We start from the raw sequence: 19,379 nt of genomic DNA, 5'->3' as shown, positions 1-19,379 counted from the left end.
ATATCAGCCCTTCGTTCCATCACCCGGCGGATCGTCCGCGATCCGGGCGTAGAGGTAGTGATCCTGCCAGACGCCGTTGATCCTGAGGTAGGATCGCAAAAGTCCTTCGCGCCGGAATCCGGCTTTTTCAAGCACGCGGATCGATCGGGCGTTTTCGGGAATACAGGCAGCCTCGATCCGGTGCAACCTCAGCGTATCGAACGCAAAACGCGACACCAGCTTGACGGCGTCGGTCATCAGCCCGCGGCCGCCGAAGCGCTCGCCGATCCAGTAGCCGATGTGGCCGCTTTGCGCGACGCCGTGGCGGATGTTGCCGAGCGTGATGCCGCCGGCCAGCTTGCCGCTGGACTTCTCGAAGATGAAGAAGGCGATGGCCGTGCCTTGCGCATAATCCTCGCGGTAGCGGCCGATGCGCAGCCGCCAGGCGGTGCGGTCGAGCTCGTCCGGTTGCCAGCGCGGCTCCCATGGCTCCAGGAAGGCGCGGCTTTCGCCGCGCAGCGTCGACCATTCGCGGTAGTCGTTGGTCAGCGGCACGCGCAGCGTGACCTTTTCGCCCTTCAGTGCCGGCAGGTCGCGGCGAAAGAAAGGGAGCGCGAACATGGCGCGTGACGAAGTTTAGACGGCGAGCCTGCGGGCCGTCGTCTGCGGACCCGCAAGCGAATCGAGGATCGCCTCGTAGGGCGCCAGCGTGCCGACGGGGCCGACCGCAGTCAGCGTTGGCTTGGTCGAGAACAGCCGCGAGGAGAGGTCGGTCAGCCGGTCGACGGTCAGCGCCGCCAGCCGCTCCATCAGCTCCTCCTTGGCGATCGGCCGCCCGAACAGGAGCAGCTGCCTGGCGATCTGCGAGGCGCGGCTTGCCGGGCTCTCGGCCGACATGATCAGGCCGGCGCGATATTGCGCGCGCGCCCGGTCGAGCTCTTCCTGCTGGATGCTTTCGCCGGCCTTCTGCAATTCGTCGATGATCACCGGCACCAGCTTGGCGATATCGCTCTGCCCGGTCGCGGCGTGCACGCCGAAAATGCCGGTGTCGGAGAAGCCCCAGTGGAAGGCATAGACCGAATAGCACAGGCCGCGCTTCTCGCGCACTTCCTGGAACAGCCGCGACGACATGCCGCCGCCGAGGATCATCGACAGCACCTGCGAGGCGTAGAAGTCGCGCACATGATAGGCGCGGCCCTCGAAGCCGAGCACGATCTGCGCGTCCATCAGGTCGCGGTCCTCACGGAAGTCGCCGCCGACATATTGCGCATATTGCGGAATGTTGCTGGAGGCCTTGGCGCGGAAGCCGCCGAGCTGTTTTTCGACCTCACGCACGAAATTGTCGTGCTTGATGTCACCGGCGGCCACGATCACCATGCGCTCGGCGCCGTACTGCCGTTCGATGAAATCGTGCAACTGCCTGGAGGTGAAGGATTTGACCGTCTCCGGCGTGCCGAGGATCGAGCGGCCGATGGTCTGGTGGCGGAAGGCGGTTTCGGTGAAACGGTCGAAGACGATGTCGTCGGGTGTGTCGTGCGCGGCGCCGATCTCCTGCAGGATCACATGCTGCTCGCGCTCCAGCTCCTCGGGGTCGAATTCCGATTCCTGCAGGATGTCGGCCAGGATATCGACGGCCAGCGGCACGTCGTCGGAGAGCACCCTGGCGTAGTAGGAGGTCGTTTCGACGCTGGTGGCGGCGTTGATCTCGCCGCCGACATTCTCGATTTCCGAGGCGATCTGGAAGGCGCTGCGCCGCTTCGTTCCCTTGAACGCCATATGCTCGAGCAGATGGGCCATGCCATGCTCTTCATCGCGTTCATTGCGGGCGCCCGACTTTACCCAGGCACCAAGGGCAACGGATTCGAGACTTGGAAGGGTTTCGGTGGCGACTGTCAGGCCGTTCGACAGACGGCTTACCTCAACACCCATATGGCAACTACTCCCTAACGGGCCGCCCGCGTGTGGCGGCTCACGTAATCTTCCACCATTTTCAGCTCGGATGGAAGTATCGTGTATTTTTCGTCGGCTGTCATCAAGCCACCTAGCCATGCGGGCAGGGCAGGTGAAATGCCGCTGGCAGCCTCGACCGCTGCCGGGAACTTCGCCGGATGCGCGGTTCCGAGCACCACCATGGGGACAGTGCCGGAATCGTGAGAGGCCGCCACATGCACGGCGGCGGCCGTATGCGGATCGAGCAGATAGCTGGTTTTTTCAAGCATCTTGCGGATGGTTGCGGCGACCTCGTCGACGCTGGCGCGGCCGGCGTCGAACTCGGCGCGGATCCTCGCCATTTCGCCGGCCTCGATGGTGAAGGCGCCGGATTGCTTCAGCCCGTTCATGTAGCGCCTGACCGTTGCGGCATCGCGGCTAGCTGCCTCGAACAGCAGGCGCTCGAAGTTCGACGACACCTGGATGTCCATCGACGGCGAAGTGGTGGCGAACACGCCCTTGGTGCGATATTCGCCGCTCGACAGCGTGCGCGCCAATATGTCGTTGTCGTTGGTGGCGATGATCAGCCGCTCGACCGGCAGCCCCATGCGCTTGGCGGCGTAGCCTGCGAAAATGTCGCCGAAATTGCCGGTCGGCACGGTGAAGGACACCGGCCGCTCGGGCGCGCCGAGCGACAGCGCCGAGGAGAAGTAATAGACGATCTGGGCCATGATGCGGGCCCAGTTGATCGAATTGACGCCCGACAGCGACACACGGTCGCGGAAGGCGTGGTCGTTGAACATGTCCTTCACCAGGCCCTGGCAATCGTCGAAATTGCCTTCGATCGACAGCGCATGGACGTTCGTAGCAGCCGACGTCGTCATCTGCCGCTGCTGCACCGGCGAGACCTTGCCGTTGGGGAAAAGGATGAAGATGTCGGTGCGGTCGCGGCCGGCGAAGGCATCTATTGCCGCGCCGCCGGTGTCGCCGGAGGTGGCGCCGACGATGGTGGCGCGCTGGCCCCGTTCGGCAAGCACATGGTCCATCAGCCGCGCCAGCAGCTGCATCGCCACGTCCTTGAAGGCGAGCGTCGGGCCGTGGAAGAGCTCGAGGACGAAGCTGTTGGCGCCGGTCTGCACCAGCGGGCACACCGCATCGTGCCGGAAAGTCGCATAGGCCTCGCGCACCAGCCGCTCGAAGACGGGTGCCGCGATCTCGCCGCCGAGGAAGGGCGTGAGCACGCGGATGGCAAGGTCGGGATAGGCGAGGCCGCGCATGGCGCGGATGTCGGCGGCCGAAAATTGCGGCCACTCGCGCGGCACGTAAAGCCCGCCGTCGCGCGCCAGACCGGCCAGCACCGCGTCGGAAAATCCAAGCATGGGCGCATCCCCGCGGGTACTCACATATTGCATCGTAAAAGACCCATTGCTGCCGGCCGCGTCATCCACGGCAAATTGCTTAATTTTCCGAGCCGGCTCAGTCGCATTTTTGCCGTGGCGTTGATATACGTCACCGGCTTTGTGAGAGGGAAGAGCAGTTCATGGCGTTTAATTCGGTCAACCGTCGTTTTGTCGCGGGTCTGGCGCTTGCCGGCTTTATGCTTGCCGCCGCCGGCTGCCAATCGAGCGACAACGGCATTCTGAACTTCGGCTTCGGCAAGAAGGACCCGACCGCGCCGCCGCCGCCGCAGGACCCCAAGGTGCTCGCCAGCCAGCTGCGCGCCTACTGCCCGAAGGTGACGCTGCGCGACGGCACCGCCTTCTTCAACACCTACGCCAAGGGCACGGCCGCCAAGCCGAAGAAAAAGAAGGCTGACGCTGCCGCGGACGCCGACGCGGCAGCCGCCGCGGCCGCGCAGACCGGACCCGACGGCGCGCCGGTCGATCCCAATCGCGATCCCGCCAAGGTCATCTACCAGGCCTCGATTACCGACGTGACGCGCGACTGCACACACGAAAACGGCCAACTGACAATGAAGATCGCGGTCGCCGGCAAGGTCGTGCCAGGCCCGATGTTCGCGCCGGGCACCGTCACCATGCCGATCCGCGTCGCGGTCCAGCACGGGCCTGACGTGCTCTATTCGCAGCTCCACCAGTACCAGGTGCAGGTCACCGACCCGTCTGCGGCCACGCAGTTCGTCTTCACAGACGCCAATGTCGTGGTGCCGGAGCCCAGCGCGACCGACTACCAGGCCTATGCCGGCTATGACGAGAACGCGCCGGCAGTCACGGACAAGTCGAAGGGCAAAAGGAAGAAGCGGGTCGCCGCAGCGGCGACGAACTAGCCGAGGGTTAGCTAGAGTTTCCAACGAACCCTAAGCGTCTTCCGACCATTCCGACAAAGCCGCGATCGTGCTGTTCAGCTCCGCCCAGCGGCGGATGACCGTCTCGGCGCCGGCTTCGGTCAGCGCGTCGGCATGGCCGGGATAGCTGTGTCCGGCGCCGGTGAAGCCGATGACGCGCATGCCGGCCGCCCTGGCGCCGGTGACGCCGTGCACGGAATCCTCGATGACGAAAGTGTTCTTCGGGTTGGCGCCCAGCTTTTCGGCGGCATAGAGGAACACGTCCGGCGCCGGCTTTGTCTTCTTGCTGGGGATGTCGAGCCCTGAAAAGATGCGGCCGGCGAAGAACGGCAAAAGCCGCACCTTCTCCAGCATGAACTCGATCCGCTCGGTGCGGGAATTGGAGCAGACGGCGCGCGGCGCGGTGACGGCCGCCACCGCCTCGTGGGCGCCGTCGATGACGCGCACGTCGGCGCGCAGCTTGCGGTCGACGAGCTCCTCGGCGCGGTCGATCAGCGAGGCCTGGAACGGAATGTGGGACTTCTCTTCGAGCCGCAGCATGATGTCCTTGAAGGTCAGCCCGGCATAGGTCTCGAAAATCTCCTCCGCCGAGATCTCGAACCCGGCCGACGTCAGAAGCTCGGCCTCGACGCGCGCGGCGACGATTTCGGAATCGACGAGCACGCCGTCGCAATCGAAGATGACAAGGTCTGGCTGGGGCATGGCAATCCGGAAATTGGCAGGGAACATGGCCTGACTGGCTTAGAGCATGATGCCGAAAAGTGTGGAGCGGTTTTCGGACGACATCATGCTCTATTTCTTTGATTTGGAGCCGGATTCAGATTTCAAGTCGAACAGACCTGAAATCATCCGGCTCTAGGCGGCGCGGCATACACCAATGGGCCGGTCTTCGCAAACCGCCGGCGCAGGCTCGCTCGGCCTTCACCGAATGTTTACGCTGATCGGTAACCATAACAGCCAGTAAACCGTAACGCGTGCTTTGGGTGTTTCGATGTCTGCCGTGCGTCTTCTCGACGAGCTTTCCCACGCTCCCCAGCCGTCCGAATGGCTGGACACGATCCTGAAAGGCGACTGCGTCGCGGCCCTCGACAGGCTGCCGGAAAAGTCGATCGACGTCATCTTCGCCGACCCGCCCTACAATTTGCAGCTCGACGGCGACCTGCACCGGCCCGACCAGTCCAAGGTCGACGCCGTCGACGACGACTGGGACCGGTTCGAGAGCTTTGAGGCCTATGACGCCTTCACCCGCGCCTGGCTGCTGGCGGCGCGCCGCGTGCTGAAGCCCAACGGCACGATCTGGGTCATCGGTTCCTATCACAACATTTTTCGCGTTGGCGCCCGCATGCAGGACCTCGGCTTCTGGATCCTGAACGACGTCGTCTGGCGCAAGACCAACCCGATGCCGAACTTCCGCGGCCGCCGTTTCCAGAATGCGCATGAGACGATGATCTGGGCCTCGCGCGACCAGAAGGGCAAAAGCTACACCTTCAACTACGAAGCGCTGAAGGCCTCGAACGACGATCTGCAAATGCGCTCCGACTGGCTGTTCCCGATCTGCACCGGCGGCGAGCGCCTGAAGGACGACAACGGCAACAAGCTGCATCCGACGCAGAAGCCGGAAGCGCTGCTTGCCCGCATCATGATGGCTTCGACCAAGCCGGGCGATGTTGTGCTCGATCCCTTCTTCGGCTCCGGCACCACGGGCGCCGTCGCCAAGCGCCTCGGCCGCCATTTCGTCGGCATCGAGCGCGAGCAGGCCTATATCGACGCCGCCAATGAGCGCATCGCGGCCGTTCGTCCGCTGGAGGACGCCGATCTCACCGTGCTTTCCGGCAAGCGCGCCGAGCCGCGCGTCGCCTTCATCAGCCTGATCGATACCGGCCTGATGGCCCCGGGCGCCACGCTCTACGACGCCAAGAAGCGATGGGCCGCAAAGGTGCGCGCCGACGGCACGCTGGCCATCGGCGACAGCGCCGGCTCGATCCACAAGATCGGCGCCGAGGTGCAGGGGCTGGATGCCTGCAACGGCTGGACCTTCTGGCATTATGAGCGCAGCGGCGGCCTCACCCCGATCGATGAATTGCGCCGTATTGCCCGTCTCGGCATGGAGCGGGCAGGGGCCTGATCCGCCAGAGCAATTCCAGGAAAAGTGCACGGCGGTTTTCCGTCCGGAATTACGGAAGAACAATATTCAAGAGCGGTTCGGCGATCCCATGGAATCGCCGAACCGCTCTTGAATCAAGACTTCAACGGATCGCCTCAAGCGATTCAGATCAGGCCGCAATCCCGAACCGCTCAAGGTCCGCTTTAAGCGTCTTGGCGTCGGTGAACAGCACCGCCTGCCAGCCGGCGGCCTTGGCGCCGTCGACATTCTTTTGGCTGTCGTCGATGAACAGCGTAGCCGATGGCTCAAGGCCGAACGCGGCCACGTGATGATCGTAGATGGCGCGGTCGGGCTTGATCTGGCGGATGTCTGCCGACACCGTGACGCCGCGCGGTCGGCTGAGAAAGTCGAAGCGCTGCCTGGCTTCGGCAAGCGTGTCGGCGGCGAAGTTGGTCAGCAAGGTCACATCGTGGCCGGTCTCGATCAGGCCGAGCATGATGGCGACGCTGTCCTCATAGGCATGCGGCACCATCTCATGCCAATGGCGGCGGAAATTGCGGATGTTTTCCGCGTGAGCGGGGTACTCGGCAATCAGCAGCGCTTCCGCTTCTTGCCATGTGCGGCCGCGATCCTGCTCGATGTTCCAGTCATGCGTGCAGACGTTGTCGAAGAACCACTTGCGCTCCTCGGCATCCGGAATGAGGCGGCTGAACGGGATATTCGGGTCATAGTGTAGCAGCACCCTGCCGATGTCGAAGACGATGTGGCGGATTTCGGTCATGCCTGTCCTTTCAATGAGCGCGTTGTTTCCTGGTCGCGCCCGGTATCGCCGCCTCGATTACCTTTTTCATGACGGTTGGCAGCGCTTCACCGGAAATTTCATGGGCCAGCGACCAGAAATGCCCATCCGGGGCACCACCCTCGATGTGGGCATGGAAGACGTCGAGTTCGAGCGCGAAATGGGTGAAGACATGGCCAATCCGCCCGGCGCGTCGCCAGCCGGCCGGGAAGGGCGCGGCGTCTTCCGTGGTCGCTCCGTCCGCCCGCGCCGTCCAGGCCGTGGTCGGCACCTCCGTCATGCCGCCGAGCAGGCCCTTTTCCGGCCGCTTGCGCAACAGAATGGCGCCGTCGCCGCGCTCGGCGACGAAGGCGGCACCGCGCCTGAGCGGCTTGTCGTCCTTCGGCAGGCGTACGGGAAAACGCTCCGGGTCGCCTGCGAGCATGGCGCTGCAATCCTCGCGCAGCGGGCACAGCATGCAGCGCGGCCGCTTCGGCGTGCAGATCGTCGCGCCAAGGTCCATCGTCGCCTGGGCGAAGTCGCCGGGTCTCGTCTCAGGCACCAGTTTCTCGACCAGCGCGCGGATTTCGGGTTTCGCCTCGCCGAGCGGCGTCTCTATCGAATAGAGCCGCGAGATGACGCGCTCGACATTGCCGTCGACGACGGCGGCCGGACGGTCGAAGGCGATCGCCGCGATCGCCGCCGCCGTGTAGGCGCCGATCCCCGGCAATTCCTTCAGCCCGGCCTCGGTGTCGGGAAAGCGGCCGCCTCGCTGCGCCACGAGGTCGGCGCAGGCCTTCAGGTTGCGCGCCCGGGAATAATAGCCGAGCCCGGCCCAGGCCTTCATGACGTCCTCGACGGGCGCGGCGGCCAGCCCTTCGACGGTCGGCCATTTTTCCAGGAAAGAGCGGAAATGGGCCTTCACCGCCTCGACCGTGGTCTGCTGCAGCATCACCTCGGACAGCCAGACGCGATAAGGGTCAGGCCTTGTCCCCCGCGCGAACGCGCCCGGCGTCACGCGCCAGGGCAGGTCGCGGTGATGCGCGTCGTACCAGCCAAGCAGGCTGGCGGCGACGCTGCTGTCTCCGGATACGGCCTTGTCGGCCTTGCGGGTCTGGTCTTGCGGTGCCATTGATCGGGTGAACCGGGGATTGGAGAACGCACATGGCAGGGAAAAGGCCCTTCGGCAATCCCGTTCCGGTGAGCGACCTCGCGACCGAGATCCTCGATCCGGTGCTGAAGAAGCGCGCCGGCATCTCGATCGGGCTGGTGCAATCCTGGGAAGAGATCGCCGGACCGCGCCTGGCCAGCCACTCGCGTCCGGAAAAGATCCAGTGGCCGCGCCGCCTGCATGAGGACGATCCCTTCGAGCCGGCGACGCTGATCGTCGCCTGCGAAGGCATGGCGGCGCTGCATTTGCAGCACGAGGCCGGCGAGGTCATCAACCGCGTCAACGCTTTTCTGGGCTTCAACGCCATCGGCCGCATCAAGATCTTGCAGAAGCCGGTCCTTTCGGCAAAGGCCCGGCCCAAACCGGCGCCTCGACCGCTGAGCGAGGCCGAGAAATCGAAGCTGGCGCGCACGGTCGGCAAGATCGAGGACGATGGCTTGCGCGCCTCGCTCGAGCGGCTCGGGGCGACCATCCTGGGACAAAAAAGGCCATGAGCATGTCTTCCGAAAGTGGGCGACGGTTTCGGAAAAGGCATACGCCGTGCTGCAAAATTGTCGCCAATATCGCGTATTCGTGATCGTCCCCGAATAATTTGGCGATTGGATTGGGGACGGCGATGCCTTAATTCGCGCCAACTCTCGCCTTTTCTAGCCCTTGCATTGCAAAATCCAACCGATATCAGGTGATTCGCATGAACCGTTCTTTGTCCCGCAGGAACCTTTTGACTTGGCTGGCCGCCGTTCCGGCGGTGGCGTTGCTTGCCGCATGCAGCGACTCGGGCGAGGACGCAAAGGCGGCCGATGTGAAGCCTGCCAATCCGTCGACGCCGGCCAAGCCTGCGTCGCCGGCTGCCGTCCAGGTGCCGGAAGCGCAGGGCACGGTCGACATGGCGGAGCTGCTGAAGCCCGGCGCGTTGCCCGACAAGCAACTCGGCAAGGACGATGCCAAGGTCACCATCGTCGAATATGCCTCGATGACTTGCCCGCATTGCGCGCATTTCAATGAGGCAACCTTCCCGCAGTTGAAGTCGAAATACATCGACACCGGCAAGGCGCGCTACATCCTGCGCGAATTCCCGTTCGACCCGAGCGCCGAGGCCGGCTTCATGCTGGCGCGCTGCGCCAAGGACAACTACTTCGCCATGGTCGACGTGCTGTTCAAGCAGCAGCCGAGCTGGGTTGGCGTTAGCAACACCAAGGAAGCGCTGTTGCAGATCTCCAAGCTTGCCGGTTTTACACAGGAGTCCTTCGAGGCCTGCTTGACGGACCAGAAACTTCTGGACGATGTGAGAGCAGTCCAGAAACGCGGAGCGGACGAGTTCAAGGTCGACTCGACGCCGACCTTCTTCATCAACGGAAAGACCTACAAAGGGGCGATGTCGATTGAGGAAATGTCGGCCATCATCGACCCTCTGCTCTGACGTCCAGGCCGCGCCGAAGCGGCCTAGCTTCGGCGCGTTCGCCTGTATGGGGCGGCGCGAATGAAGTTTTCGCGCCTTCGCCTCCTCGGTTTCAAGTCCTTCGTCGAGCCCGGTGAGTTCGTCATCGAACGCGGGTTGACCGGCATCGTTGGGCCGAACGGCTGCGGCAAGTCGAACCTCGTCGAGGCGCTGCGCTGGGTGATGGGCGAAAGCTCCTACAAGAACATGCGCGCGTCCGGCATGGACGACGTGATCTTTTCAGGCTCCGGCGCGCGGCCGGCACGAAACACCGCCGAAGTCACGCTTTTTCTCGACAATAGCGACCGCACGGCGCCCGCCGCCTTCAACGATGCCGATGAATTGCAGGTGTCGCGCCGCATCGAGCGCGAGGCCGGCTCGCTCTATCGCATCAACGGCAAGGAGGCCCGCGCCAAGGACGTGCAGCTGCTCTTCGCCGACCAGTCGACCGGCGCCCGCTCGCCCTCCATGGTCGGGCAGGGCCGCATCGGCGAGCTGATCCAGGCCAAGCCCCAGGCCCGCCGCGCCCTCCTCGAAGAGGCCGCCGGCATCTCCGGCCTGCACACGCGCCGCCATGAAGCCGAGCTGAGGCTGAAGGCGGCGGAGCAGAACCTCGAGCGGCTGGACGACGTCGTCGGCGAGCTGGAAAGCCAGATCGAGAGCCTGAAGCGCCAGGCGCGCCAGGCCTCCCGCTTCAAGAACCTGTCGGCCGACATCCGCAAGGCCGAAGCGACGCTACTGCACTTGCGCTGGACATTGGCCAAGACCCAGGAAGGCGAGGCGCGCTCGGCGTTGGCTATTGCCACCACGCTGGTCGGCGACCGCGCCGCAGCGCAAATGGCGGCCGCCAGGGAGCAGGGCATCGCCGCGCACCGGCTGCCCGACCTGCGCGACGCGGAAGCCGCCGCGGCCGCCGCTTTCCAGCGCCTGTCGATCGCCAAGACGCAGATCGAGGAGGAAGCCGGCCGCATCCGCTCGCGCCAGGCGGAGCTGGAACGCCGGCTGCAACAGCTCGACGCCGACATCGCCCGCGAGGAGCGGATGGTGCGCGACAACGCCGATATCCTGGAGCGCCTGCGCGCCGAGGAGGCCGAGATCAACTCGGAAAACGCCGGCGCCGCCGAGCGCGAAGCCACCACGCGCGCCGCCTTCGAGCAGGCCGGCGCGACGCTGTCGCAAAGCGAGGCAAAGCTCGCCGCGCTGACCGCCGAACGGGCCGAGGCGGCCGCCTCGCGCCACCAGATCGAGCGCACTTTGCGCGAGACCGCCGAGCGCCGCGACCGCTTCGCCCGCCAGCTCGCCGAGGTCGACCGCGAGCTCTCCGACATCGTCGCGCGCATTTCCGGCCTGCCCGATCCGGCCGAGAAGCGGCTGCTGGTCGAGGACGCGCTGGCCCGCCTCGAAGAGAGCGAGGCCGGCGCCATCGCCGCCGAGCAGGCCGTCGCCGAAGCGCGCGCCACCGAAAGCGCCGCTCGTCCGCCGCTGCAGGACGCCAAGGCTGAGTTGCAGCGCATCGAGACCGAAGCGCGCACGCTGGCCAAGATCCTCAACGCCGCGAGCGGCGATCTTTTCCCCTCGGTGCTCGAGCAGATCAGCGTCGAGCGCGGCTATGAGACTGCATTGGGTGCGGCGCTGGGCGAGGACCTCGATATCCCGCTCGACCGCAGCGCCCCGGTGCACTGGGGCGAGAGCGCGGTCCAGCCCGGCGATGCGGCGCTGCCCGAAGGCGTGAAGAGCCTTGCCAGCGTGGTGCGCGCGCCGGCGCAGCTTGCCCGCCGCTTGGCGCAGATCGGCATTGTCGATGCCGCCGACGGCCGCCGGCTTCAAGCGTTGCTGACGCCTGGACAGCGGCTGGTGAGCCGCGACGGTGCGCTCTGGCGCTGGGACGGCTTGACGGCCAGCGCCGACGCGCCGACCGCCGCCGCGCAGCGGCTGGCGCAGAAGAACCGTTTGGCCGAGCTCGATGCCGAGGCGGTGCAGGCGACCCGCGTCGTGCGCGAGGCCGAGGAGGCGCTGGCGCGCGCCGAGCAGGCGATGCGGCAGGCGAGCGAAGCCGAGCGCAACGCGCGCCAGGCCGGCCGCGATGCCCAGCACGGGCTGGACGCCGCGCGCAATGCGCTGGCCGAGGCCGAGAAGGCCGGCGGCGAATTGGCGAGCCGGCGCGCCGCTCTAGAGGAGGCGCGCGCGCGCATCGTCGACAGCCACGAGGAAACACAAGCCACGTTCCTCGAAGCCGAGGAAATGCTGAAGGACGCACCCGATCTCGGCGACCTGCAGCTCCAACTCGAACAGGCTTCAGCCAATGTCGCGCGCGACCGCGCCACGCTCGCCGACGCGCGCGCCGTGCATGAGGGCCTGCGGCGCGAGGCCGAGGCGCGCATACGCAGGCTCGACGCGATCGGCGCCGAGCGCAGGAACTGGCTGGAGCGCGCCGAGAACGCCTCGACGCAGATCGCCGCACTTGGCGAGCGCAAGGCCGAGGCCGAAGCCGAGCGCGAGAGGCTGGCCGATGCGCCCGACGAGATCGACGCCAAGCGCCGCGCGCTGCTTTCGCAGCTTTCCGAGGCCGAGGCGCTGCGCCAGGCGGCCGGCGACCGGCTGCAGGAAGCGGAGAACAAGCAGGCCGAGCTCGACAAGGCGGCGACCGCCGCAATCCAGTCGCTTGCCGAAGCGCGTGAGACCCGCGTCCGCGCCGAGGAGCGGCTGACGGCGGCGGACGAACGGCGCGCCGAGGTCGAGGCACGCATCCAGGAAGCGCTGAACACGCCGCCGCATCTCGTCATCAAGCATACCGGCCTCGAAGCCGACGATCCGATGCCCGACATGGCCGAGATCGAGCGCCAGCTCGACCGGCTGAAGATCGAACGCGAGCGGCTCGGCGCCGTCAATCTGCGCGCCGAGGAAGAACAGAAGGAGCTGTCCGACAGGTTGGAGACGATCGTTTCCGAGCGCGAGGACATCATCGAGGCCATCCGCAAGCTGCGCCAGGCGATCCAGAGCCTCAACCGCGAAGGCCGCGAGCGGCTGCTGTCGGCCTTCGAGGTGGTGAACGGCCATTTCCAGCGGCTGTTCTCGCACCTCTTCGGCGGCGGCACGGCCGAATTGCAGCTGATCGAGTCGGAAGATCCGCTGGAGGCGGGGCTCGAAATCCTCGCCCGCCCGCCCGGCAAGAAGCCGCAGACAATGACGCTGCTTTCCGGCGGTGAGCAGGCGTTGACGGCGATGTCGCTGATCTTTGCGGTCTTCCTCACCAATCCGGCGCCGATCTGCGTGCTCGACGAGGTCGACGCGCCGCTCGACGACCACAATGTCGAGCGCTTCTGCAACCTGATGGAAGAGATGGCGAAGACCACCGAGACGCGCTTCGTCATCATCACCCACAACCCGATCACCATGGCGCGCATGGACCGCCTGTTCGGCGTCACCATGGCCGAGCAGGGCGTCAGCCAGCTGGTCTCGGTCGACCTGCAGGCTGCCGAAGCGATGCGCGAGGCGAGCTGAGGCAACGCGCCCGTCCGGATCGACTAAGTTACTTCTCCGGTGCCGTGGCCGGCGCGGTGTAGCGGCGGCGCACAGCCTCCAGCACGCGCTTGCGGCTTTCCTCGGGCGAGAGACGCTTGTCCTTCTCGGCCTCGGCCGTCTCGCGCGCCAGCTCCTTGTCCCTGATCTGTTGGCGGAACCATTTGGAATAGTCGCCGGCGCGCAGATGGTATTCCCAGGTTTTGTCGTCGATGCCTTCCGCCATCCGGGCGAAGATGATCAGATTGTGCGCCCTCAGATTCATCGCCTTCTTCGGTCCGGTAAAATAGAAGCTGCCGGCCTCGTCGAGCTCGCCTTCTGCATATTTGCGGCTGTGCCGCTTCAGCGATTGGTCGGGCTCGATCGCCTTGACGGTGAAAGGCTTCTTGTCGTCCTGCGGCCGCCACAACAGCACACGATCGCCCTTCGGCGTGGGGATATTCTTGGGCGCCTCCAGTCCGGCCTCCTTGCAGAAGGTCTTGATGACGCCCTTCGCCTTTGGGCCGAGGGCAATGACCGCCGTCACCAGGCGCAAGGCGCCCGTCGAGATCGCCTCCGGATGCACTGTGATCAGCACCGTGCCCGGCAGCTCGAGCGAAAGCACCGCGCGGGTGTCCTCGCGCTTTTTGGGCAAGAGATGGTGCGCCTCGTCGATGATCAGCCAATTCGGCCTTGCCGTGCGGTAGCGGACGCTGCCCAGGCCTGGCAGCAACTCCGCAAAGAAATCGGGCCGCTCGTCGACCTTCAGCGCCAGCCCGTTGACCACGATGTTGTTGTCCGGCTTGTCGATCAGCTCCAGCAACTGGTCCTTGCTCGGCGCGCTTGAGGCATCGCCGAGCGGCACCGCGCCCTGCAGCCCGTCATAGTCGCCTTCCGGATCGAAGATGCAGAACTGCAAACCTTTTTCGACGAGCCGCTCGGTCAGCGCCGTGGCCAATGTGGATTTGCCGATGCCGGAGCTTCCGGCAATGAGAACGGTCTCGACGGGCGACAGATAGATCTTCTTGCCATGGGCCGTTCCCAACAGGACGCCGCGTGAGCGCTTTCGAGCGATCAGATGGTCGAGCTTGATCAGCTTGCGGATCAGGTCCTCGACGCCCTTGCCGCGCGCGCCTTTGGTGACGAAGTCGGCTGTTTCCTTCACCGCCGGCAAGGCGTTGGCGACGGCGACGCTCAAGCCCGCGGCCCTGAGGAAGGCATGGTCGTTTTCGGCATCGCCAACGGCCACCACATTGTTCGGCGACAGTTTGAGATCGGTAAGCGCGGCCCCCAGTCCCGTCGCCTTGTTGATGCCTGAGGGCAGGATCATCACAGCGCCCTTGTTGAAGATGATTTCCAGCTCCAGCCCGAGTTTCTTGATGACGTCGAGCACCGTGGCCTGGTGGGGTTCCCAGGTGGCGACGATCGAACGGCCGACCGACAGCGGCTTGACGCCGCGTCTCTTCAGCCTGTCGACAAGATCGGCGGACGGGGAGGGCGAAATCGTGCGCTCCTCTTCGCTGGCAGGCGTGTAGATCAGCGCGCCGTTTTCGGCCACGACCTTGTCGAACATGCCGATCTCCGGGAACACTTCCTTGAGGTCGGGCAATTCGCGGCCGGTGACCAGGATCAGCTTGCGGCCGGATCGCTTCAGCTTTTCCAGTGCCGAGAGCGTGCTTGCGGCGACCAGGCCGTTATGCGCCAGCGTGCCATCGTAGTCGGTGGCCAATGCCATGAAATACATCGGATGGTCCTCTCCGCTGGCGATCGCTCGTCTGGAACGAACAACGCCTGTCGGCGCAAAAGGTTTAAGCCGATGGTTTGCTTCGAAACGACCGGGCGTTCGGCCCTGCGCACGGCGCATCCAGCGCGCCATGTGCGACTGGTGCGGGACGCCTGCGGGCGAGACCTCTTCCGGCATTGCTCCCCGGCAGGCCCTACTTGCTCGATGGAACCTCGCCAGCGCGCCTACGTTCGGTCTGGAGCGTCGCTCGAAATCGTCGAGGCCGCCTCGCGGAGCCGCAATGAGAGGCCCATCCATGTATGTTTTCCTGGAGGTCCTGACCGTTATCCTCGTGGCGAGCGCGATGGCCATGGCGCTCGCCCATGCGCTGGAACTGCCGGGCAAAATGCGGCTCGGCAGGCAAGAGTATTTTGTCGTGCAGCAAATCTATTATCCGGGTTTCACGATCGGAGGCGGCATCGCCGAGGTCGGCGGGATCGTTGCGACGTTTGCGCTGATGCTGACGTCGGGCGGCGCTGTCCGGTTCTGGCTGACCGCCGGCGCTTTGGTTGCGCTCCTCGCCATGCAGCTTGTCTTCTGGCTCATAACCCAGCCGATCAACAAACACTGGCTGCAAGAGGTGGAATTGACCGCGCCGGCGAAGCGCTTCTTCGCAACCGAAGGCAGTGACGGAACCCCGCTCGCGCCAACCGAAGAGTGGACAGCGCTTCGCAACCGGTGGGAACTCTCGCACGTTCTCCGCGCGGCGTTGGCGATGCTGAGCCTGATCCTGCTGACCACGGCAATCGCCGTCCAAGGCGCTTGACGTTCGGCCGGGCCTTCGATCAACCCGCACGAATCTTCAAGGCAACGCGCGGCCAATCATCGGTCGTGGTAAATCTTCGTTGGAGGATGGCTGGGGCGCCAGGATTCGAACCTGGGAATGTCGGTACCAAAAACCGATGCCTTACCACTTGGCGACGCCCCAGCAGGCGGGCCGTGCCCGCTGCGCGCGGCCTTATAGGACGAGCCGCTGGAAAGCTCAATGGTAGGAATAGGGGAATAAGGCAGTAGGGCAGTCCATGGCGCTGTTCCCTACTTCTCTACTCCCATACTGCCCTATTCGCCCCAGACGGCGAGCTCGTTGCCGGCCGGGTCGGTGAAATGGAACCGCCTGCCGCCGGGAAAGGAGAAGATCGGCTTGACGATCGCGCCGCCGGCATTCTCGACCGCGTTGAGCGTCTCCTCGAGATTTTCGGAATAGAGCACGGGCAGCGGTTTGGCCGGCGCCTCGCCGGCGTCGGCCTGGAAGCCGCCGTCGAGCCCTTCGGCAAAGGCGGAGTAGGTCGGTCCGTAGTCGGTGAACGACCAGGAAAACGCCGCGCTGTAGAAGGATTTGACGCTGTCCAGCGTCCCGCCGGTGGCCGGCAGTTCCAGATAGTCGAGTTTTCCGTTGAGTTTCATTGCGCTACTCCATTCTGTTCTTGTTATGTTCTATATCGCGACGCCGATACCGGCAAGTCTTTTTGACGCAGCTTTTGCTTAATCGATTGTAGCGGCGGCGCTTGCTTTGCCGACACCTTGCCTTTCGCACTGCAGCATCCTATCGCTCGGATCGGAAGGGCGGGGAACCGGGCCTTGGTCCGGGTGTTGTCTATCTTCCAAGGACCTGGAGGGCGAGCATGACCAAGTGGGTTTACACCTTCGGCGACGGCGCCGCCGAAGGCCGTGCCGGCGACCGCAACCTTCTCGGCGGCAAGGGCGCCAACCTGGCCGAGATGTGCAGCCTCGGCCTGCCGGTGCCGCCGGGCTTCACCATCACCACCGATGTCTGCAACGCCTATTACGCCAACGGCCGCACCTATCCGGCAGCGCTCGAGACGGATGTCCTGTCGGCGCTCGACCATATCGGCAAGATCACCGGGCGCCGTTTCGGCGACCCGTCCAAGCTGCTCCTGGTCTCCGTGCGCTCCGGCGCCCGCGCCTCGATGCCCGGCATGATGGACACCGTGCTCAATCTCGGTCTCAACGACGAGACCGTCGAGGCGCTGGCGGCCGATTCCGGCGATGCGCGCTTTGCCTATGACAGCTACCGCCGCTTCATCCAGATGTATTCCGACGTGGTCATGGGCCTCGACCACGAGGTATTCGAGGAAATCCTCGAGGACCGGAAGGCGAGCCTCGGCCATGAGCTCGACACCGAGCTTTCGGCCATCGAATGGCAGGACGTGATCGGGCTGTACAAGGCCAAGGTCGAGGAGGAGCTCGGCAAGCCGTTCCCGCAGGAGCCGCGCGAGCAGCTCTGGGGCGCGATCGGCGCGGTGTTTTCGAGCTGGATGAACAACCGCGCCATCACTTACCGGCGCCTGCACGACATCCCGGAAAGCTGGGGCACCGCGGTCAATGTCCAGGCCATGGTGTTCGGCAATATGGGCGATACCTCCGCCACCGGCGTCGCCTTCACCCGCAATCCCTCGACCGGCGAGAAGCAGCTTTACGGCGAATTCCTCGTCAATGCGCAGGGCGAGGACGTGGTGGCCGGCATCCGCACGCCGCAGAACATCACCGAGGCGGCGCGCATTAACGCCGGCTCCGACAAGCCGTCGCTGCAGAAGCTGATGCCGGACGCCTTCCAGGCTTTCGTCGACATCTCCGACCGGCTGGAAAAGCACTACCGCGACATGCAGGACCTCGAATTCACCATCGAGCGCGGCAAATTGTGGATGCTGCAGACCCGCTCCGGCAAGCGCACCGCCAAGGCGGCGCTGAAGATTGCCGTCGAGATGGCCAAGGACGGGCTGATCACGAAAGAGGAGGCGGTCGCCCGCATCGATCCCGCCTCGCTCGACCAGCTCCTGCACCCGACCATCGATCCGAAGGCCGCGCGCGATGTCATAGGCATGGGCCTGCCTGCCTCTCCCGGAGCCGCCACCGGCGAGATCGTCTTCTCCTCCGGCGATGCCGAGGACGCCAAGGCGCAGGGGCGCAAAGTCATCCTGGTGCGCATCGAGACCAGTCCCGAGGACATTCACGGCATGCATGCCGCCGAAGGCATCCTCACCACGCGCGGCGGTATGACCAGCCACGCCGCCGTAGTCGCGCGCGGCATGGGCAAGCCCTGCGTGTCGGGCGCCGGCTCGCTGCGCGTCGACTACAAGGCCGGCACGCTGATCTCGATGGGCCAGACCTTCCACAAGGGCGACATCATCACCATCGACGGCGGCAACGGCCAGGTCCTGAAGGGCGCGGTCGCCATGCTGCAGCCGGAACTGTCGGGCGACTTCGCCGCCATCATGGAATGGGCCGACGCCGCCCGCCGCATGAAGGTGCGCACCAACGCCGAAACGCCGCTCGACGCGCGCATGGCGCGCTCCTTCGGCGCCGAAGGCATCGGGCTTTGCCGCACCGAGCACATGTTCTTCGAGGGCGACCGCATCGTCGCCATGCGCGAGATGATCCTGGCCGACACCGAGAAGGATAGACGCTCGGCGCTCGACAAGCTCCTGCCGATGCAGCGCTCCGATTTCCTCGAGCTGTTCGAGATCATGGCCGGACTGCCGGTGACGATCCGCCTGCTCGACCCGCCGCTGCACGAATTCCTGCCCAAGACGGAAGCCGAGCTCGCCGAGGTCGCCTCCGCCATGAACGTATCGGCCGACAAGCTCAGGCAGCGCACCGAGGCGCTGCATGAGTTCAACCCGATGCTCGGCCATCGCGGCTGCCGGCTTGCCGTCTCCTATCCGGAGATCGCCGAGATGCAGGCGCGCGCCATTTTCGAGGCGGCGGCCGAAGCCGGCCGCAAGGCCGGCGCGCTTGTCGTGCCCGAAATCATGGTGCCGCTGGTCGGCCTGGTGAAGGAGCTGCAATACGTCAAGGCGCGCATCGACGCGGTCGCGCAAAGCGTCATGCAGGAAACCGGCACGAAGATCGACTATCTCACAGGCACGATGATTGAGCTCCCCCGCGCGGCCATCCGCGCCCATGTCATTGCCGAAGCAGCCGAATTCTTTTCCTTCGGCACCAACGATCTGACGCAGACGACCTTCGGCATCTCGCGCGACGACGCCGCCTCCTTCCTCGAGACCTACCGGCAGAAGGGCATCATCGAGCAGGATCCGTTCGTTTCGCTCGATGTCGACGGCGTCGGCGAGCTGGTGCGGATCGCGGCGGAAAAGGGCAAGGCGACGCGGCCCGGGATCAAGCTCGGCATCTGCGGTGAACATGGCGGCGACCCGGCCTCGATCCGCTTTTGCGAGGAGGTCGGCCTCGACTATGTGTCGTGCTCGCCCTACCGCGTGCCGATCGCCAGGCTGGCCGCCGCCCAGGCCGCCGTGCAGGCCGCGAAGGACAAGGCAAAGCGCGCCTGAGCGGCGCGCGACACCTTACGATTTTGTATGGAAACTCACGCGAACGTGCGCGTGACGGTTCCCAATCCCGACATCGTTGCCCGGCAGTTT

General features: G+C 65.2%; 15 protein-coding genes and 1 tRNA gene. 7 read left to right on the top strand and 9 right to left on the bottom strand.

What is annotated here, in order from left to right; all coding sequences use genetic code 11:
- Positions 1-3: 3 nt before the first annotated feature.
- Genes EJ071_RS32100 through thrC form a run of 3 tightly spaced genes read right to left on the bottom strand, consistent with a single transcriptional unit; the run spans position 4 to position 3,320 of the window.
- On the bottom strand, positions 4-600 hold the full coding sequence (locus EJ071_RS32100) for a GNAT family protein (RefSeq protein ID WP_126101437.1): 597 nt from the start codon (positions 598-600) through the stop codon (positions 4-6).
- Between the two features lie 15 nt (positions 601-615).
- A complete protein-coding gene (locus EJ071_RS32095) occupies positions 616-1,908 on the bottom strand; it encodes a pitrilysin family protein (protein ID WP_126101436.1) in 1,293 nt (430 codons plus the stop codon).
- Between the two features lie 14 nt (positions 1,909-1,922).
- Positions 1,923-3,320: a threonine synthase gene (gene thrC / locus EJ071_RS32090; protein WP_126101435.1), complete on the bottom strand. Its 1,398-nt coding sequence runs from the start codon at positions 3,318-3,320 to the stop codon at positions 1,923-1,925.
- A 128-nt stretch (positions 3,321-3,448) separates the two neighbouring features.
- Here thrC and EJ071_RS32085 point away from each other — a divergent pair, with 128 nt between their 5' ends.
- Positions 3,449-4,192, top strand: a complete 744-nt coding sequence (locus EJ071_RS32085) for a hypothetical protein (RefSeq protein ID WP_126101434.1) — start codon at positions 3,449-3,451, stop codon at positions 4,190-4,192.
- Positions 4,193-4,222: 30 nt separating this feature from the next.
- Here the strand turns inward: EJ071_RS32085 and EJ071_RS32080 are convergent, their stop codons facing one another.
- Positions 4,223-4,912 carry an HAD family phosphatase gene (locus tag EJ071_RS32080; protein WP_126101433.1) on the bottom strand — a complete coding sequence of 230 codons (690 nt, stop codon included), beginning with the start codon at positions 4,910-4,912 and terminating at the stop codon, positions 4,223-4,225.
- 289 nt (positions 4,913-5,201) lie between these two features.
- On the opposite strand from EJ071_RS32080, the gene EJ071_RS32075 reads away from it, so the two are divergent.
- On the top strand, positions 5,202-6,335 hold the full coding sequence (locus EJ071_RS32075; protein WP_126101432.1) for a site-specific DNA-methyltransferase: 1,134 nt from the start codon (positions 5,202-5,204) through the stop codon (positions 6,333-6,335).
- A gap of 148 nt (positions 6,336-6,483) precedes the next feature.
- On the opposite strand, the gene EJ071_RS32070 is transcribed toward EJ071_RS32075, so the two are convergent.
- Positions 6,484-7,095, bottom strand: coding sequence for an HAD family phosphatase (locus EJ071_RS32070; protein ID WP_126101431.1), 612 nt, complete (start codon positions 7,093-7,095; stop codon positions 6,484-6,486).
- Between the two features lie 10 nt (positions 7,096-7,105).
- Positions 7,106-8,224, bottom strand: a complete 1,119-nt coding sequence (mutY, locus tag EJ071_RS32065) for an A/G-specific adenine glycosylase (RefSeq protein WP_126101430.1) — start codon at positions 8,222-8,224, stop codon at positions 7,106-7,108.
- A 32-nt stretch (positions 8,225-8,256) separates the two neighbouring features.
- Here mutY and EJ071_RS32060 point away from each other — a divergent pair, with 32 nt between their 5' ends.
- The 3 genes from EJ071_RS32060 to smc all read left to right on the top strand — a co-directional run bounded on the left by EJ071_RS32060 (position 8,257) and on the right by smc (position 13,202).
- Positions 8,257-8,757 carry a DUF721 domain-containing protein gene (locus tag EJ071_RS32060; protein WP_126101429.1) on the top strand — a complete coding sequence of 167 codons (501 nt, stop codon included), beginning with the start codon at positions 8,257-8,259 and terminating at the stop codon, positions 8,755-8,757.
- Positions 8,758-8,954: 197 nt separating this feature from the next.
- Complete coding sequence (locus EJ071_RS32055) at positions 8,955-9,683, top strand: DsbA family protein (RefSeq protein ID WP_126101428.1); 729 nt, start codon at positions 8,955-8,957, stop codon at positions 9,681-9,683.
- A 60-nt stretch (positions 9,684-9,743) separates the two neighbouring features.
- Positions 9,744-13,202: a chromosome segregation protein SMC gene (smc, locus tag EJ071_RS32050; RefSeq protein WP_126101427.1), complete on the top strand. Its 3,459-nt coding sequence runs from the start codon at positions 9,744-9,746 to the stop codon at positions 13,200-13,202.
- A 28-nt stretch (positions 13,203-13,230) separates the two neighbouring features.
- On the opposite strand, the gene EJ071_RS32045 is transcribed toward smc, so the two are convergent.
- Positions 13,231-14,943: an HAD family hydrolase gene (locus EJ071_RS32045; protein ID WP_126101426.1), complete on the bottom strand. Its 1,713-nt coding sequence runs from the start codon at positions 14,941-14,943 to the stop codon at positions 13,231-13,233.
- A gap of 343 nt (positions 14,944-15,286) precedes the next feature.
- On the opposite strand from EJ071_RS32045, the gene EJ071_RS32040 reads away from it, so the two are divergent.
- The gene (locus tag EJ071_RS32040) at positions 15,287-15,748 is read left to right on the top strand and encodes a DUF1772 domain-containing protein (protein ID WP_245460051.1); all 462 of its coding nucleotides are present in this window, start codon (positions 15,287-15,289) and stop codon (positions 15,746-15,748) included.
- Between the two features lie 87 nt (positions 15,749-15,835).
- Here EJ071_RS32040 and EJ071_RS32035 read toward each other — a convergent pair.
- Together EJ071_RS32035 and EJ071_RS32030 are read right to left on the bottom strand one after the other, a co-directional pair.
- Positions 15,836-15,910 (bottom strand) — tRNA-Gln (locus EJ071_RS32035).
- A 131-nt stretch (positions 15,911-16,041) separates the two neighbouring features.
- On the bottom strand, positions 16,042-16,386 hold the full coding sequence (locus EJ071_RS32030) for a VOC family protein (protein ID WP_126101425.1): 345 nt from the start codon (positions 16,384-16,386) through the stop codon (positions 16,042-16,044).
- Between the two features lie 218 nt (positions 16,387-16,604).
- Here EJ071_RS32030 and ppdK point away from each other — a divergent pair, with 218 nt between their 5' ends.
- Complete coding sequence (gene ppdK, locus EJ071_RS32025; RefSeq protein ID WP_126101424.1) at positions 16,605-19,289, top strand: pyruvate, phosphate dikinase; 2,685 nt, start codon at positions 16,605-16,607, stop codon at positions 19,287-19,289.
- Positions 19,290-19,379: the final 90 nt, after the last annotated feature.

The sequence above is a fragment of the Mesorhizobium sp. M1B.F.Ca.ET.045.04.1.1 genome (genome assembly GCF_003952465.1).
GTDB classification, from domain to species: Bacteria; Pseudomonadota; Alphaproteobacteria; order Rhizobiales; family Rhizobiaceae; genus Mesorhizobium; species Mesorhizobium shonense.
Note: the sequence above shows the minus strand (reverse complement) of the source record. Positions and strands in the feature narration are given on the sequence as shown.

Excerpts from the sequence above, each read along its gene's own strand:
- EJ071_RS32080 (WP_126101433.1), bottom strand. The coding sequence starts at position 4,912 with ATGCCCCAGCCAGACCTTGTCATCTTCGATTGCGACGGCGTGCTCGTC.
- EJ071_RS32070 (WP_126101431.1), bottom strand. The coding sequence starts at position 7,095 with ATGACCGAAATCCGCCACATCGTCTTCGACATCGGCAGGGTGCTGCTA.
- ppdK (WP_126101424.1), top strand. The coding sequence starts at position 16,605 with ATGACCAAGTGGGTTTACACCTTCGGCGACGGCGCCGCCGAAGGCCGT.
- mutY (WP_126101430.1), bottom strand. The coding sequence starts at position 8,224 with ATGGCACCGCAAGACCAGACCCGCAAGGCCGACAAGGCCGTATCCGGA.
- smc (WP_126101427.1), top strand. The coding sequence starts at position 9,744 with ATGAAGTTTTCGCGCCTTCGCCTCCTCGGTTTCAAGTCCTTCGTCGAG.
- EJ071_RS32100 (WP_126101437.1), bottom strand. The coding sequence starts at position 600 with ATGTTCGCGCTCCCTTTCTTTCGCCGCGACCTGCCGGCACTGAAGGGC.
- EJ071_RS32030 (WP_126101425.1), bottom strand. The coding sequence starts at position 16,386 with ATGAAACTCAACGGAAAACTCGACTATCTGGAACTGCCGGCCACCGGC.
- EJ071_RS32055 (WP_126101428.1), top strand. The coding sequence starts at position 8,955 with ATGAACCGTTCTTTGTCCCGCAGGAACCTTTTGACTTGGCTGGCCGCC.
- EJ071_RS32045 (WP_126101426.1), bottom strand. The coding sequence starts at position 14,943 with ATGTATTTCATGGCATTGGCCACCGACTACGATGGCACGCTGGCGCAT.
- thrC (WP_126101435.1), bottom strand. The coding sequence starts at position 3,320 with ATGCAATATGTGAGTACCCGCGGGGATGCGCCCATGCTTGGATTTTCC.
- EJ071_RS32085 (WP_126101434.1), top strand. The coding sequence starts at position 3,449 with ATGGCGTTTAATTCGGTCAACCGTCGTTTTGTCGCGGGTCTGGCGCTT.
- EJ071_RS32095 (WP_126101436.1), bottom strand. The coding sequence starts at position 1,908 with ATGGGTGTTGAGGTAAGCCGTCTGTCGAACGGCCTGACAGTCGCCACC.
- EJ071_RS32040 (WP_245460051.1), top strand. The coding sequence starts at position 15,287 with ATGGCCATGGCGCTCGCCCATGCGCTGGAACTGCCGGGCAAAATGCGG.
- EJ071_RS32060 (WP_126101429.1), top strand. The coding sequence starts at position 8,257 with ATGGCAGGGAAAAGGCCCTTCGGCAATCCCGTTCCGGTGAGCGACCTC.
- EJ071_RS32075 (WP_126101432.1), top strand. The coding sequence starts at position 5,202 with ATGTCTGCCGTGCGTCTTCTCGACGAGCTTTCCCACGCTCCCCAGCCG.